Origin of the sequence: Zoogloea sp., from assembly GCF_030157465.1 — a bacterium.
Taxonomy (GTDB): Bacteria; Pseudomonadota; Gammaproteobacteria; order Burkholderiales; family Rhodocyclaceae; genus Zoogloea.
The window spans coordinates 1-15,379 of the sequence record NZ_JAOAUU010000089.1; the positions used below are offsets into that span (position 1 = coordinate 1).

A 15,379-nucleotide genomic window follows, 5' to 3' on the forward strand; every position below is an offset into this window, starting at 1 on the left:
TGAAGGCGGTCGTACCGTCGGCGCCGGTGTCGTTGCCAAGGTTATCGAGTAATATCGATAGTCGTACTCGGGACGCCTCGCTCCCCGCGAGGTGGCCTGTAGTCTCTGCTGCAGGGGTATAGCTCAACTGGCAGAGCGTCGGTCTCCAAAACCGAAGGTTGGGGGTTCGATTCCCTCTGCCCCTGCCACGCTTCAATCGGAATTACGTTTTAATGGCCGACAAAATCAAGTTTGCGCTAGCACTGGTTATTCTGGTGGCTGGCGTTGTGGGCTTCTATCTGCTCTCCGAGCAAGCGATGGTTCTCCGTGTCCTCTCTGTTCTGGCGGGGGTCTCGCTGTGCGCTGCCGTGGCCTGGAAAACCGAGCCCGGGCAGCGGTTTGCCATATTTGCCAACGATACCGTTGCCGAAACCAAAAAGGTCTCGTGGCCGTCGCGCAAGGAAACCTTCCAGACTACCGGAATTGTTTTTGCGTTCGTCGTGATCATGGCGGTCTTCTTGTGGGTAACCGACAAGACGCTCGAATGGGCTCTTTATGATCTGATTCTGGGCTGGAAAAAATCATGAGCAAGCGTTGGTACGTAGTTCACGCCTATTCCGGCTTCGAAAAGTCGGTCCAGCGCGCGCTCGTCGAGCGTATTGCGCGTGATGGCATGCAGGATCTGTTTGGCCAGATTCTCGTTCCGGTCGAAGAAGTGATCGAGATGAAGAACGGTCAGAAAAGCATCACCGAACGCAAGTTCTTCCCCGGTTATGTGCTGGTGGAAATGGAGATGAACGACGATACGTGGCATCTCATCAAGTCAACGCCGAAGGTTACCGGTTTTGTGGGTGGTACTGCGAACAAGCCGACCCCGATTTCCGAGAAGGAAGTCGACAAGATCATGCAGCAGATGAAGGATGGCGTCGATAAGCCGCGTCCGAAGGTGCTGTTCGAGGTTGGCGAGATGGTTCGGGTCAAGGAAGGCCCATTTACCGATTTCAATGGTTCCGTCGAAGACGTGAACTACGAAAAGAGCAAGATTCGCGTGTCGGTTACGATTTTTGGTCGTGCTACGCCGGTTGAGCTGGATTTCGGTCAGGTCGAGAAAACCTGATCGCCGTGGGGTGCGATTACGCACCCCGTTTTGCGCCCGATAGGGCAAAGAGGAGCGCGGCGTAAAAGTCGCGCGCTAGAACTCAAAAAGGAGTTGCCTAATGGCAAAGAAGATTATTGGTTACGTCAAGCTGCAGGTTCCTGCTGGCAAGGCCAACCCCAGTCCCCCGATCGGTCCGGCTCTTGGTCAGCGCGGCCTGAACATTATGCAGTTCTGTAAGGAGTTCAACGCCCAGACTCAAGGGCTTGAACCCGGTTTGCCGATTCCGGTCGTGATCACTGCGTTTGCGGACAAGAGCTTCACCTTCATCATGAAGACGCCGCCCGCAACCATTCTGATCAAGAAGGCCGCCGGCATCCAGAAGGGCTCCCCGAAGCCCCATACCGACAAGGTTGGCAAGATCACCAAGGCTCAGTGCGAAGAAATCGCCAAAGCCAAGATGAAGGATCTCACTGCAGCGGACCTCGACGCCGCCGCTCGTACCATTGCTGGCTCCGCACGCAGCATGGGCATCACCGTGGAAGGCATGTAATCATGGCGAAATTGTCCAAGCGCGTTCAGGCCCTGCGTGCCAAAGTTGATCGCAACAAGGTTTATCCCCTGACCGATGCGCTGGCGCTGGTCAAGGAATGTGCAACCGCCAAGTTCGACGAGTCCATCGATGTGGCCGTCAATCTCGGCGTTGATGCCAAGAAATCCGACCAGCTCGTTCGCGGTTCCGTGGTTCTGCCGGCCGGCACCGGCAAGTCGGTTCGTGTTGCCGTGTTCGCCCAGGGCGACAAGGCTGAGGCTGCCCGCGCTGCAGGTGCAGATGTCGTCGGTTTTGACGATCTGGCCGAGCAGGTCAAGGGTGGCACCATCGATTTCGACCTGTGCATCGCCACTCCGGACGCCATGCGCGTCGTTGGCGCACTGGGTCAGATCCTTGGCCCCCGCGGCCTGATGCCGAACCCGAAGGTCGGCACCGTGACCATGGATGTCACCACCGCGGTGAAGAATGCCAAGGCCGGTCAGGTTCAGTACCGTACCGACAAGGGTGGTTTGATTCACGCTACCGTGGGTCGTGCATCTTTCTCCGTCGAAGCGCTTCAGCAGAACGTTGCGGCCCTGATCGATGCTCTGGTCAAGGCCAAGCCGGCCGCTTCCAAGGGTGTTTATCTGCGCAAGGTTGCCGTGTCGTCCACGATGGGCGCCGGTGTCCGCGTGGAACCCGCTACCGCAAGCGGCCAGCAGTAAGAACTTTGGGCCGGATGGCTGGCGTAAAAGCAAGCCATCCGGATCGTCAAAGACCGCAGGTGCAGCCAGGTGAAAGCCTTGCTGCTTAATCAACGAAAACCTGCGTAGACGGTGTCCCAGACAGGATTTCCGCGTTTCGTTTTCGAACGGTGCGCAAAGCTCCTGATCCAGGTCGCCGTAGGTGCGATGAAGATTTCATCGCGTGTTGACTTGATAGGAGGAAAGACCTTGAGTCTGAATCTCGACGACAAAAAAGCCGTAGTGGCCGAGGTGTCGGCGCAAGTAGCAAACGCCCAGACAATCGTCGTGGCACAGTACGCAGGGATCGAGGTGGGTAACCTCACCGTGCTGCGTGCCAAGGCTCGTGATGCTGGCGTTTATCTGCGTGTGCTGAAGAACACCCTGGCACGCCGTGCAGTGGCTGATACGCCGTTCGCAGGCTTGGCGGAACAAATGACCGGCCCGCTGATTTACAGCATTTCGGCCGATCCGGTATCTGCAGCGAAGGTTCTGAGCGATTTCGCCAAAACCAACGACAAGCTGGTGCTGAAGGCTGGCTCTTACGCAGGGAAGGTACTCGACAAGGCTGGTGTGCAAGCCCTGGCGTCGATTCCGAGCCGCGAAGAACTGCTTTCCACGCTGCTTGGCGTCATGCAGGCTCCGGTATCGAGCTTTGCTGGTGCAATGGCTGCGCTGGCCAAAAAACGTGAAGAAGAAGCCGCAGCCGCCTGATTGGTCGGTTCCAGGTAACTCGTACGAAATTAGATTTGGAGTATTTTGAGATGGCAATTACCAAAGACGACATCCTCGAAGCCGTTGGCGCAATGACGGTTATGGACCTGAACGACCTGGTCAAGGCGTTCGAAGAGAAGTTTGGCGTTTCCGCCGCTTCGATGGCTGTGGCTGCTCCTGGCGCCGCTGCTGCTGCTGTGGTTGAAGAGCAGACCGAATTCACCGTCATGCTGCTGGCTGCCGGCGACAAGAAGGTTGAAGTCATCAAGGTCGTTCGTGCAGTGACCGGCCTGGGCCTCAAGGAAGCCAAGGATCTGGTTGACGGCGCTCCGAAGGCTGTCAAGGAAGCCATTTCCAAGGCTGATGCCGACGCGCTCAAGAAACAACTTGAAGACGCAGGCGCCAAGGTCGAAGTCAAGTAATTCCGGCTTCGTACAGGGGGCTGATGCCATTTCGGCATCGGCCCTTTTGTGCTTTCTGTTTTCTGCTGTTTATAAAAGTTTGGACATAGACGACAAAAAAGAGCGTTCGATGCAGATTAAAGCGCGGAACGCGTTGAATCAAGTGTCCGAAATGCTGTCTTTTGTCTTCTGACGTCCGACTTCTCTGACCCGGAGCATCTATGGCGTACTCCTACACCGAGAAAAAGCGCATCCGTAAAAGCTTCGCCAAGCGCGCAGCCGTAAAGAATGTGCCTTATCTGCTGGCCACTCAACTTGAATCCTACGCGTCCTTTCTGCAGGCGGAAACGCTGCCTGCAGCACGGGCAAACCAGGGCCTTCAGGCTGCCTTCAATTCCATTTTTCCGATTTCCAGCCATAGCGGCAACGCTCGGCTGGAATTCGTGCAATTTAACCTCGGTGAGCCGGCCTTCGATGTGAAGGAATGTCAGCAGCGCGGCTTGACCTTCGCATCACCCCTGCGTGCTCGTGTCCGTCTGGTGATCCTGGACAAGGAAGCTGCCAAGGAGACCATCAAGGAAGTCAAGGAGCAGGAAGTGTACATGGGCGAGATTCCGCTCATGACCAACAACGGCTCCTTCGTGGTTAACGGCACCGAGCGGGTAATCGTCTCGCAGCTGCACCGGTCTCCCGGCGTGTTCTTCGAGCATGACCGAGGCAAGACCCACTCATCTGGAAAGCTGCTGTTCTCGGCACGGATCATTCCTTACCGCGGCTCCTGGCTGGACTTCGAGTTCGACCCGAAGGATTACCTGTATTTCCGCGTCGACCGTCGTCGCAAAATGCCGGTCACCATCCTGCTCAAGGCTATCGGGATGACGCCGGAAGAAATCCTCTCGACCTTCCACGACTTCGAGAACTTCACGCTCGAAGAGGATGGCGCCCAGTTCGCACTCGTTCCCGATCGCCTGCGCGGCGAAATGGCCAAGTTCGACGTGGTCGACGCGTCCGGCAAGGTCATTGTGACCAAGGATAAGCGGATTACCGCCAAGCACATCCGTGAACTGGCCACTGCCGGCATCGAGATGGTGTCCGTTGCCGACGACTTCCTGCTGGGCCGCGTTCTCGCCACCAATGTGGTGAGTCCTGACGGTGAGCTTGTTGCTCGCGCGAACGAGGAGATCACCGAGGACGTCCTCGACAAGCTCCGCGATGCGGGTGTCACCACGTTCACGACGCTCTATCTGAACGATCTGGATCGTGGTTCCCACATCTCCCAGACCCTGCGAGTCGACGAAACCGCCGACCAGTGGGCCGCGCGGGTGGCGATTTACCGCATGATGCGTCCGGGCGAGCCGCCCACGGAAGATGCTGTCGAAGCCCTGTTCCAGGGATTGTTCTATCTGCCGGAGCGCTACGACCTGTCGGTTGTCGGTCGCATGAAGTTCAATCGTCGAGCCTATCCCGAGAAGCTCGACGACAAGGCTCCCGACTGGCAGAAGCGCCTGTACGCGACCGTTGGCCCCAAGGGTGGCGAAGGCCCGGGTACGCTGTCCAATGACGACGTGCTTGCCGTTGTCGGCGTGCTCGTCGAGTTGCGCAATGGCCGTGGTGAAATCGACGACATCGACCACCTTGGTAACCGGCGTGTCCGTTCGGTGGGCGAACTGGCTGAAAACCAGTTCCGTGCCGGTCTGGTGCGTGTCGAACGGGCAGTGAAGGAGCGTCTTGGCCAGGCCGAAAGCGACAACCTGATGCCGCACGACCTGATCAATGCCAAGCCGATCAGCGCCGCGATCAAGGAGTTCTTCGGTTCCAGCCAGCTGTCCCAGTTCATGGACCAGACCAACCCGCTGGCGGAGATCACCCACAAGCGCCGTGTTTCGGCTCTTGGACCGGGCGGTCTGACCCGTGAGCGTGCCGGCTTTGAAGTCCGCGACGTCCACCCGACCCACTACGGTCGCGTGTGTCCTATCGAGACGCCGGAAGGTCCGAACATCGGTCTGATCAACTCGTTGGCGCTGTTTGCCCGCACCAACCAGTACGGTTTCCTTGAGACGCCGTACCGCAAGGTTACTGACGGTTCCGTCACCGAACAGATCGACTTTTTGTCGGCGATCGAAGAAGGCCAGTACGTCATCGCCCAGGCGAACGCCGAAGTGGATGCCACCGGCAAGCTGACCGGTGATCTGGTTTCCTGCCGTAATAAGGGTGAATTCACGCTCGCGACCGCGGATACCGTTCAGTACATGGACATCGCGCCTGGCCAGATCGTATCGGTGGCTGCTTCGCTGATTCCGTTCCTTGAGCACGACGACGCGAACCGCGCGCTGATGGGCGCGAACATGCAGCGTCAGGCCGTTCCCTGTCTGCGTCCCGAGAAGCCTTTCGTCGGTACCGGCATCGAGCGCACCGTGGCGGTGGACTCGGGCACCGCTGAGCAGGCTCTGCGTGGCGGTGTTGTGGACTATGTCGACGCCAACCGCATCGTGATTCGCGTGCATGACGCGGAAACGGTTGCTGGCGAGGTCGGTGTCGATATCTACAACCTGATCAAGTACACCCGTTCGAACCAGAACACGAACATCAACCAGCGTCCGGTCGTCAAGGTTGGCGACGTGGTGTCCCGTGGCGACGTGATCGCCGACGGTGCCTCCACCGACATGGGTGAGCTTGCTCTGGGTCAGAACATGCTGGTCGCCTACATGACGTGGAACGGCTACAACTTCGAAGACTCGATCCTGATCTCCGAACGCGTGGTGGCTGACGACCGTTTCACTTCGATCCACATCGAAGAGCTGACCGTTGTTGCCCGTGACACCAAGCTCGGACCCGAGGAAATCACCCGCGATATCGCGTCGCTCGGTGAAGCCCAGTTGTCCCGCCTGGATGAGTCCGGCATCGTCTATATCGGCGCAGAAGTCGAGGCGGGCGACGTGCTCGTGGGCAAGGTTACGCCCAAGGGCGAAACCCAGCTGACGCCCGAAGAGAAGCTGCTGCGCGCCATCTTCGGCGAGAAGGCTTCCGACGTTAAGGACACCTCGCTGCGCGTGCCTTCCGGCATGAACGGCATCGTGATCGACGTTCAGGTGTTTACCCGTGAAGGCATCGAGCGCGACAAGCGTGCCCAGTCGATCATCGACGACATGCTGCGTGGCTTCAAGACCGACCTCGCCGACCAGATGCGGATCGTGGAGCGCGACGCTTTCGAGCGTATCGAGCGGATGATCTCAGGTCAGCCTGCCAATGGTGGTCCCCGTCGTCTCGCCAAGGGCACGCCCATCACCAAGGAGTATCTGGAAGGCCTCGAGCACTACACGTGGTTCGATATCCGTATGGCCGACGAGACCCTCGCCGCCCAGATGGAGTCGGTCCGCGAGTCCCTCGAAAAGACCCGCAAGGACTTCGACCTGGCTTTCGAAGCCAAGAAGAAGAAGCTCACCCAGGGCGATGAGCTGCCCCCGGGTGTGCAGAAGATGGTCAAGGTCTACCTGGCGGTCAAGCGTCGCCTTCAGCCTGGCGACAAGATGGCCGGTCGTCACGGTAACAAGGGTGTGGTTTCCAAGATCGTTCCCGTCGAAGACATGCCTTACATGGAAGACGGTACGCCCATGGACATCGTGCTGAACCCCTTGGGCGTTCCGTCACGGATGAACATCGGTCAGGTGCTCGAAACTCACCTCGGCTGGGCTGCGAAGGGTCTCGGCAACAAGATCGACAAGATGATGCGTGCCAAGGCGACTGCCGATGAAGTGCGCGGCTTCCTGGAAGAGATCTATAACGGAAGTGGCAAGCCCGAACAGCTGAACGAGTTCAACGACACCGAAGTCCTCGAATTGGCGCAGAACCTGCGCAAGGGCGTGCCTTTCGCAACGCCGGTTTTCGATGGAGCCAAGGAGTCCGAGATCCAGGGCATGCTCGAACTGGCTGGTCTGCCGTCCGGCGGTCAGGTGAATCTGGTTGATGGCCGCACGGGCGAACCCTTCGAGCGTCAGGTTACCGTTGGTTACAAGCATGTGCTGAAGCTGCACCACTTGGTCGATGACAAGATGCACGCGCGTTCTACCGGCCCGTACTCCCTTGTTACCCAGCAGCCGCTGGGGGGCAAGGCCCAGTTCGGCGGTCAGCGTTTCGGGGAAATGGAAGTCTGGGCGCTGGAAGCCTACGGTGCCGCCTACACGCTGCAGGAAATGCTCACGGTCAAGTCGGATGACGTTACCGGCCGGACCAAAGTGTACGAAAACATCGTCAAGGGCGAGCACAAGATCGATGCCGGCATGCCGGAATCCTTCAACGTGCTGGTCAAGGAAATTCGCTCTCTGGCCATCGACATCGACCTGGACCGCTATTGAGCGGCAGGTTCGACGATGCGTGCCCATACTGGATGGAGTGATTGATGAAAAGTTTGCTCGCTGATCTATTCAAGCAAAGCCTGCCGAACGAGGAAGAGTTCGACGCCATCACGATTAGTCTGGCGTCCCCGGAGACGATCCGGTCCTGGTCCTATGGTGAAGTAAAGAAGCCCGAAACCATCAACTACCGGACCTTCAAGCCGGAACGTGATGGCCTCTTCTGTGCGAAGATTTTCGGACCGGTCAAGGACTACGAGTGCCTGTGCGGCAAGTACAAGCGCCTGAAGCACCGCGGTGTGATCTGCGAAAAGTGCGGCGTCGAGGTGACCCTGTCGAAGGTTCGCCGCGAGCGCATGGCGCACATCGAGCTGGCCTCGGTTGTTGCCCACATCTGGTTCCTGAAGAGCCTGCCGAGCCGTCTCGGCATGGTGCTCGACATGACCCTGCGCGACATCGAGCGCGTGCTGTACTTCGAAGCCTACGTGGTCACCGATCCCGGCATGACGCCGATGAACCGTGCCCAGATCCTGTCTGAAGACGACTATCTGGCCAAGGTCGAGGAATACGGCGACGACTTCATCGCGCTGATGGGTGCTGAGGGCATCCGCGAGATGCTGCGCAGCCTCGATCTGCCGCACGAAGTCGAGAAGTTGCGTTCCGAGCTCGAGACCACCGGTTCGGAAGCCAAGATCAAGAAGATTTCCAAGCGCCTGAAAGTGCTGGAAGCCTTCCAGTCCTCCGGTATCAAGCCGGACTGGATGATCCTGGAAGTCCTTCCGGTTCTGCCGCCGGATCTGCGTCCGCTCGTTCCGCTGGATGGTGGTCGTTTTGCCACCTCTGACCTGAACGATCTGTATCGTCGCGTAATCAACCGCAACAACCGTCTGAAGCGCCTGCTCGAACTGAAGGCGCCGGAAATCATCGTCCGCAACGAAAAGCGGATGCTGCAGGAGTCGGTCGATTCGCTGCTCGACAACGGTCGTCGCGGCAAAGCTATGACCGGCGCCAACAAGCGTCCGCTCAAGTCTCTTGCCGACATGATCAAGGGCAAGGGCGGCCGCTTCCGTCAGAACCTGCTCGGCAAGCGGGTTGACTACTCCGGCCGTTCGGTGATCACCGTGGGTCCGCAGCTCAAGCTGCACCAGTGCGGTTTGCCGAAGCTGATGGCGCTTGAACTCTTCAAGCCGTTCATCTTCAACAAGCTTGAACTGATGGGGCTCGCAACGACCATCAAGCAGGCCAAGAAGATGGTCGAGAGCCAGGAGCCGGTGGTTTGGGACATCCTCGAAGAGGTGATCCGCGAGCATCCGGTCATGTTGAACCGTGCGCCGACGCTGCACCGTCTGGGTATCCAGGCTTTCGAGCCGGTCCTCATCGAAGGCAAGGCCATTCAGTTGCACCCGCTGGTTTGCGTTGCGTTCAACGCCGACTTCGACGGCGACCAGATGGCTGTTCACGTTCCGCTGTCCCTTGAGGCACAAATGGAAGCCCGCACGCTGATGCTGGCCTCCAACAACGTGCTGTCCCCGGCGAACGGCGAGCCGATCATCGTGCCCTCCCAGGATATCGTGCTGGGCCTGTATTACGCGACCCGTGAAGGCGTGAACGCCAAGGGTGAAGGCATGGCCTTTGCCGACGTCGGTGAAGTCAAGCGTGCCTACGAATCCGGTCAGGTTTCGCTGCACGCCAAGGTGATCGTGCGTCTCAAGGAGTACGACCTCTCGGAGGATGGCGAAGCCATCGAGAAGATCACCCGTCACGAGACGACCGTCGGGCGTGCGATCCTTTCGGAGATCCTGCCGGCAGGACTCCCCTTCAGCGTGCTGCAGAAGCCGATGAAGAAGAAGGAGATCTCCAAGCTGATCAATGCGTCCTACCGGCGCTGCGGCCTCAAGGCCACGGTCGTGTTTGCCGACAAGCTGATGCAGGCCGGTTTCGGTCTGGCAACGCGCGCGGGCATCTCGATTGCCGTGAAAGACATGCTGGTGCCGGAACTCAAGCACCCGCTGATTCACGCAGCCGAGCAGGAAGTGAAGGAAATCGCCCAGCAGTACACCTCCGGTCTTGTGACGGACGGCGAGCGCTACAACAAGGTCGTCGATATCTGGGGTCGTGCCGGTGACCAGGTCGCGAAAGCGATGATGGACCAGCTTGGTCAGGAAGATGTCGTCAATCGTCATGGCGATACCGTCAAGCAGGAGTCCTTCAACTCCATCTACATGATGGCTGACTCCGGCGCACGGGGTTCCGCTGCCCAGATTCGTCAGCTGGCCGGTATGCGCGGTCTGATGGCCAAACCGGACGGTTCGATCATCGAGACGCCGATCACGACCAACTTCCGCGAAGGTCTGAACGTTCTCCAGTACTTCATCTCGACCCACGGCGCCCGTAAGGGTCTGGCAGATACGGCACTGAAGACCGCGAACTCGGGTTACCTGACGCGTCGTCTGGTGGATGTGACCCAGGATCTGGTCGTCATTGAAGATGACTGCGGTACCAAGAGCGGCTTCCTGATGAAGGCGCTGGTTGAAGGTGGTGAAGTTGTCGAGCCGCTGCGTGACCGTATCCTTGGCCGCGTGCTCGTGGACGATGTCGTTCATCCGGAGAACCAGGCAACCCTCATCGAAGCGGGCACCATGCTCGACGAGGATATGGTCGACATGATCGAGGCTGAAGGGATTGACGAAGTGCGCGTGCGCACGCCGCTGTCCTGCGAAACCCGTTATGGCCTGTGCGCCAAGTGTTATGGCCGCGATCTCGGTCGTGGTTCGCTGGTCAATGCCGGCGAGGCTGTCGGCGTCATCGCCGCCCAGTCGATTGGCGAGCCGGGTACCCAGCTCACCATGCGTACCTTCCACGTCGGTGGTGCCGCATCCCGGGCTGCCGCCGCGAGCGATGTCGAGGCGAAGTCTGCCGGTGTCATCCGCTTTACGCAGAACATGCGTTACGTTGCCAACGCGAAGGGCGAGAAGATCGTGATTTCCCGATCCGCCGAAGTCGTGGTTGTCGACGACCTGGGTCGTGAGCGCGAACGTCACAAGATTCCTTACGGTGCGACGCTGGCTGTGGATGAAGGTGTATCCATCAAGGCTGGCACGCAGCTCGCCACGTGGGATCCGCACACCCGCCCGATCATCACCGAGTACGCCGGTATCGTGAAGTTCGAGAACGTGGAGGAGGGCGTCACCGTCGCGAAGCAGATCGACGAAGTGACTGGCTTGTCCACGCTTGTCGTCATCGATGCGAAGCGTCGTGGTGCGAGCACTTCGAAGGGCGTGCGTCCCCAGGTCAAGTTGTTCACCGAGACCGGGGAAGAGGTGCGGATTGCAGGTACCGAGCACGCCGTGTCCATCACCTTCCAGGTTGGCTCACTGATTACCGTCAAGGACGGCCAGCAGGTCTCTGTGGGCGATGTGCTGGCGCGTATTCCTCAGGAGTCCGCCAAGACTCGCGACATCACCGGTGGTCTGCCGCGTGTGGCCGAGTTGTTTGAAGCGCGTGCTCCGAAGGATGCGGGCGTTCTGGCTGAGGTTACGGGTACTGTCTCCTTCGGCAAGGACACCAAGGGCAAGCAGCGTCTCGTGATCACTGAACCGGATGGCACGGTTCACGAGTTCCTGATTCCCAAGGACAAGCACGTCATGGTGCACGATGGCCAGGTGGTGAATAAGGGCGAGCTGATTGTGGACGGCCCCGCTGATCCGCACGACATCCTGCGCTTGCAGGGCGTCGAGGCACTTGCCCGTTACATCATTGACGAAGTGCAGGACGTCTATCGACTGCAGGGCGTGAAGATCAACGACAAGCACATTGAGGTGATCGTTCGCCAGATGCTGCGTCGCGTGGTCATCACCGACCCGGGCGATACGGGCTTCATCCGTGAAGAGCAGGTCGAGCGTGCAGAAGTGCTCGACGAGAACGACAAGGTCAATGCCGAAGGAAAGTTGCCCGCCAGCTACAACTTCCTGCTGCTGGGTATCACCAAGGCATCCCTGTCGACCGACTCCTTCATCTCCGCAGCATCCTTCCAGGAGACCACTCGCGTATTGACCGAAGCAGCAATTCTCGGCAAGCGCGATGAGCTCCGCGGTCTGAAGGAAAACGTAATCGTCGGCCGTCTGATTCCGGCGGGTACCGGTCTTGCTTACCATCGAAATCGCAAGTCCCAGATGATGGGCGAAGATCTCGGTGAAGGGCATGCCTGGGCTCCGCGGACAGAAAGCTCGGAAACCGAAAACGCGCAGTAAGCCGGTTGACGAAAGCTTGACGAGGAAGATATACTCCGGCCTCTTTTTGCGGACTGGCCAATCGTAGTCAGTCGCAGCCGGAATAACCATCTGCGGCAGTCCGTGTGGGCTGTCGCGGTGTTTTGGGAAATTCTTAGCTATGCCAACAATTAATCAACTCGTTCGTAAGGGCCGGCAGGCGCCTGTTTCCAAGAGCAAGGTTCCCGCTCTCGAGGCATGCCCGCAAAAGCGGGGCGTCTGCACCCGTGTTTACACCACGACTCCGAAGAAGCCGAACTCAGCGCTGCGTAAAGTGGCCAAGGTTCGTCTGACCAACGGTTTCGAGGTTATCTCGTACATCGGCGGTGAAGGTCACAACCTTCAGGAGCACTCTGTTGTTCTCATTCGCGGTGGCCGGGTCAAGGACTTGCCGGGTGTGCGTTACCACATCGTTCGCGGCAGTCTCGATCTGCAAGGTGTCAAGGATCGGAAGCAGTCCCGTTCCAAGTACGGTGCCAAGCGCCCGAAGAAGTCTTAATTGTCGGCATTCAGAGAATAGCGAGAGTCAAATATGCCCCGTCGTCGTGACGTACCAAAGCGCGAAGTTCTGCCCGATCCGAAATTCGGTAGCCAGGACGTGTCCAAATTTATCAATGCGATCATGCAAAGCGGCAAGAAATCTGTTGCTGAGCGTATCGTATATGGCGCATTCGAGACCATTGTTGCCAAAGGCAACGGCAAGGACCCGCTTGAGGTCTTTTCCGCTGCACTGAACAACGTGCGTCCGGTTGTTGAAGTTAAGAGCCGCCGTGTTGGTGGTGCTAACTATCAGGTTCCGGTTGAAGTGCGCCCCGCCCGCCGTATGGCGCTGTCGATGCGCTGGCTGCGCGAAGCTGCCCGCAAGCGTTCCGAAAAGTCCATGGCTCAGCGCCTTGCCGGTGAGTTGCTTGAGGCTGCAGAAGGTCGCGGTTCTGCGATGAAGAAGCGCGAAGAAGTGCACCGCATGGCGGAAGCCAACAAGGCTTTCTCGCACTATCGCTTCTGATTTTCAGGCGTAATCGAAGTCGGGCCCTGAAAGGGGCTCGATTTATTTGTAAAGCATCAGTACGAAGTCGTTGCATTCAAGACTTCGCAAACTCAGGAAGGCAAGGTTAGGACTGTGGCACGCAAGACTCCTATCGAGCGCTATCGCAATATCGGTATCTCCGCACACATCGACGCCGGGAAGACGACAACCACCGAGCGGATCCTTTTTTACACGGGCGTCAGCCACAAGCTGGGTGAAGTGCACGACGGTGCGGCGACGACCGACTGGATGGCTCAGGAGCAGGAGCGTGGTATCACCATTACTTCGGCTGCTGTGACCTGTTTCTGGAAGGGGATGGATCAGTCCTATCCGGAGCACCGCTTCAATATCATCGACACTCCGGGGCACGTCGACTTCACCATTGAAGTTGAGCGCTCGATGCGCGTGCTTGATGGTGCCTGCATGGTTTACTGCGCGGTGGGCGGTGTTCAGCCTCAGTCTGAAACCGTGTGGCGTCAGGCTACGAAGTACAAGGTTCCTCGTCTTGCCTTCGTGAATAAGATGGACCGTTCCGGTGCCAACTTCTACAAGGTTGTTGAGCAGATGAAGACCCGGTTGAGCGCCAACCCGGTTCCCGTCGTGCTGCCGATCGGCGCCGAGGACACCTTTGTCGGTGTCATCGACCTGCTGAAGATGAAGGCCATTTTCTGGGATGAAGCCTCCCAGGGCATGAAGTTTGATTTCCGTGAAATCCCCGAGGAGCTTGTCGGTGTTGCGGAAGAGTGGCGTGAAAAGATGGTCGAGGCTGCGGCTGAGGCTTCTGAAGAATTGATGGACAAGTATCTCGAGGGTGGCTCGCTCTCCGAGGAAGATATCATTGCGGGCATTCGTGCGCGTACGCTGGCTTGCGAAATCCAGCCCATGCTCTGCGGTACGGCCTTCAAGAACAAGGGTGTGCAGCGGATGCTGGACGCCGTTATCCAGTACTTGCCTTCGCCGGTTGATATTCCGCCTGTTGCTGGTGTGGATGATGATGAAAAGGAAGTTGTACGGCACGCTCTCGACAGCGAGAAGTTTTCCGCTCTCGCGTTCAAGCTGATGACCGACCCCTTTGTTGGCCAGCTGACGTTTATCCGTGTTTATTCTGGTGTGCTTGAGTCCGGCTCTACCGTTCTGAACTCGATCAAGGGCAAGAAGGAGCGGATCGGTCGTCTGCTGCAGATGCACGCGAACGATCGTGAAGAAATCAAGGAAGTGCTGGCTGGCGATATCGCGGCTTGTGTTGGTCTCAAGGATGTAACCACTGGCGAAACCCTGTGTGATCCGTCCGCGCCGATCATTCTCGAGCGGATGATTTTCCCTGACCCGGTTATTCACGTAGCTGTTGAGCCGAAGACGAAGGCTGACCAAGAAAAAATGGGCCTTGCTCTTGGTCGCCTTGCTGCTGAAGACCCGTCCTTCCGCGTTCGTACCGATGAAGAGTCCGGCCAGACCATTATTTCTGGCATGGGTGAATTGCACCTTGAAATCATCGTTGATCGCATGAAGCGTGAATTCAACGTTGAGGCTAACGTTGGTGCGCCGCAGGTTGCGTATCGCGAAGCAATTCGCAAGACGGTCGAGCAAGAAGGCAAGTTCGTTAAGCAGTCTGGCGGTCGTGGTCAGTTCGGGCATGTCTGGATCAGGCTTGAGCCGAATGAAACCGGTAAGGGTTACGAGTTCGTCGATGCGATCAAGGGCGGCGTGGTGCCTCGTGAATATATTCCGGCTGTGGATAAGGGCCTTCAGGAAACCTTGCCGAATGGCGTGCTTGCTGGCTTCCCCGTCGTGGATGTGAAGGTGACGTTGTTCGATGGTTCCTACCATGATGTGGACTCGAACGAAAACGCCTTCAAGATGGCTGCGTCTATGGCCTTCAAGGATGCAATGCGCAAGGCGAGTCCCGTTCTGCTTGAGCCCATGATGGCTGTTGTGGTTGAAACGCCAGAGGATTACATGGGTAATGTCATGGGGGATCTCTCGGGTCGTCGTGGCATCGTTCAGGGTATGGATGATCTTCCTGGTGGTATCAAAGAGATCAAGTCCGAGGTGCCGCTGGCTGAAATGTTCGGCTACGCGACCCAGCTGCGCTCCCTGTCGCAAGGACGTGCTACGTACTCGATGGAGTTCAAGCATTACAGTGAAGCTCCCAAAAACGTCGCAGAAGCTGTGATCAACAAGAAATAATCGTCACTACAACTTAGGAAGCTGAAAAATGGCTAAGGAAAAATTTGCACGGACGAAGCCGCACGTAAACGTCGGCACGATTG

Annotated in this window: 11 protein-coding genes and 1 tRNA gene; all 12 read left to right on the plus strand. The window is 58.1% G+C overall.

Annotated features, from left to right (window positions below):
• Positions 1–112: 112 nt before the first annotated feature.
• Positions 113–188, plus strand: a tRNA-Trp gene (locus tag Q1W26_RS11290).
• Between the two features lie 24 nt (positions 189–212).
• Positions 213–566 (plus strand): preprotein translocase subunit SecE, encoded by a 354-nt coding sequence (gene secE / locus Q1W26_RS11295; RefSeq protein WP_300439919.1) that lies wholly within the window; start codon positions 213–215, stop codon positions 564–566.
• Positions 563–1,096 carry a transcription termination/antitermination protein NusG gene (gene nusG, locus Q1W26_RS11300; RefSeq protein WP_300439921.1) on the plus strand — a complete coding sequence of 178 codons (534 nt, stop codon included), beginning with the start codon at positions 563–565 and terminating at the stop codon, positions 1,094–1,096. Before secE ends, nusG begins: the two co-directional genes overlap by 4 nt.
• A 100-nt stretch (positions 1,097–1,196) precedes the next feature.
• Positions 1,197–1,628 carry a 50S ribosomal protein L11 gene (gene rplK, locus Q1W26_RS11305; protein WP_300439923.1) on the plus strand — a complete coding sequence of 144 codons (432 nt, stop codon included), beginning with the start codon at positions 1,197–1,199 and terminating at the stop codon, positions 1,626–1,628.
• Between the two features lie 2 nt (positions 1,629–1,630).
• The gene (gene rplA / locus Q1W26_RS11310) at positions 1,631–2,332 is read left to right on the plus strand and encodes a 50S ribosomal protein L1 (RefSeq protein ID WP_300439925.1); all 702 of its coding nucleotides are present in this window, start codon (positions 1,631–1,633) and stop codon (positions 2,330–2,332) included.
• A gap of 228 nt (positions 2,333–2,560) precedes the next feature.
• Complete coding sequence (gene rplJ, locus Q1W26_RS11315) at positions 2,561–3,064, plus strand: 50S ribosomal protein L10 (RefSeq protein WP_300439927.1); 504 nt, start codon at positions 2,561–2,563, stop codon at positions 3,062–3,064.
• 50 nt (positions 3,065–3,114) lie between these two features.
• The gene (rplL, locus tag Q1W26_RS11320; RefSeq protein WP_300439928.1) at positions 3,115–3,486 is read left to right on the plus strand and encodes a 50S ribosomal protein L7/L12; all 372 of its coding nucleotides are present in this window, start codon (positions 3,115–3,117) and stop codon (positions 3,484–3,486) included.
• Positions 3,487–3,686: 200 nt separating this feature from the next.
• Positions 3,687–7,817: a DNA-directed RNA polymerase subunit beta gene (rpoB, locus tag Q1W26_RS11325; RefSeq protein ID WP_300439930.1), complete on the plus strand. Its 4,131-nt coding sequence runs from the start codon at positions 3,687–3,689 to the stop codon at positions 7,815–7,817.
• A gap of 44 nt (positions 7,818–7,861) precedes the next feature.
• Positions 7,862–12,064: a DNA-directed RNA polymerase subunit beta' gene (rpoC, locus tag Q1W26_RS11330; protein WP_300439932.1), complete on the plus strand. Its 4,203-nt coding sequence runs from the start codon at positions 7,862–7,864 to the stop codon at positions 12,062–12,064.
• Positions 12,065–12,203: 139 nt separating this feature from the next.
• Positions 12,204–12,581 (plus strand): 30S ribosomal protein S12, encoded by a 378-nt coding sequence (gene rpsL / locus Q1W26_RS11335; RefSeq protein WP_079432645.1) that lies wholly within the window; start codon positions 12,204–12,206, stop codon positions 12,579–12,581.
• 33 nt (positions 12,582–12,614) lie between these two features.
• Positions 12,615–13,088: a 30S ribosomal protein S7 gene (gene rpsG, locus Q1W26_RS11340; protein ID WP_300439933.1), complete on the plus strand. Its 474-nt coding sequence runs from the start codon at positions 12,615–12,617 to the stop codon at positions 13,086–13,088.
• A 114-nt stretch (positions 13,089–13,202) separates the two neighbouring features.
• Entirely contained in the window at positions 13,203–15,296 is a 2,094-nt protein-coding gene (fusA, locus tag Q1W26_RS11345) for an elongation factor G (protein WP_300439935.1), read from the plus strand.
• Positions 15,297–15,379 lie beyond the last annotated feature (83 nt).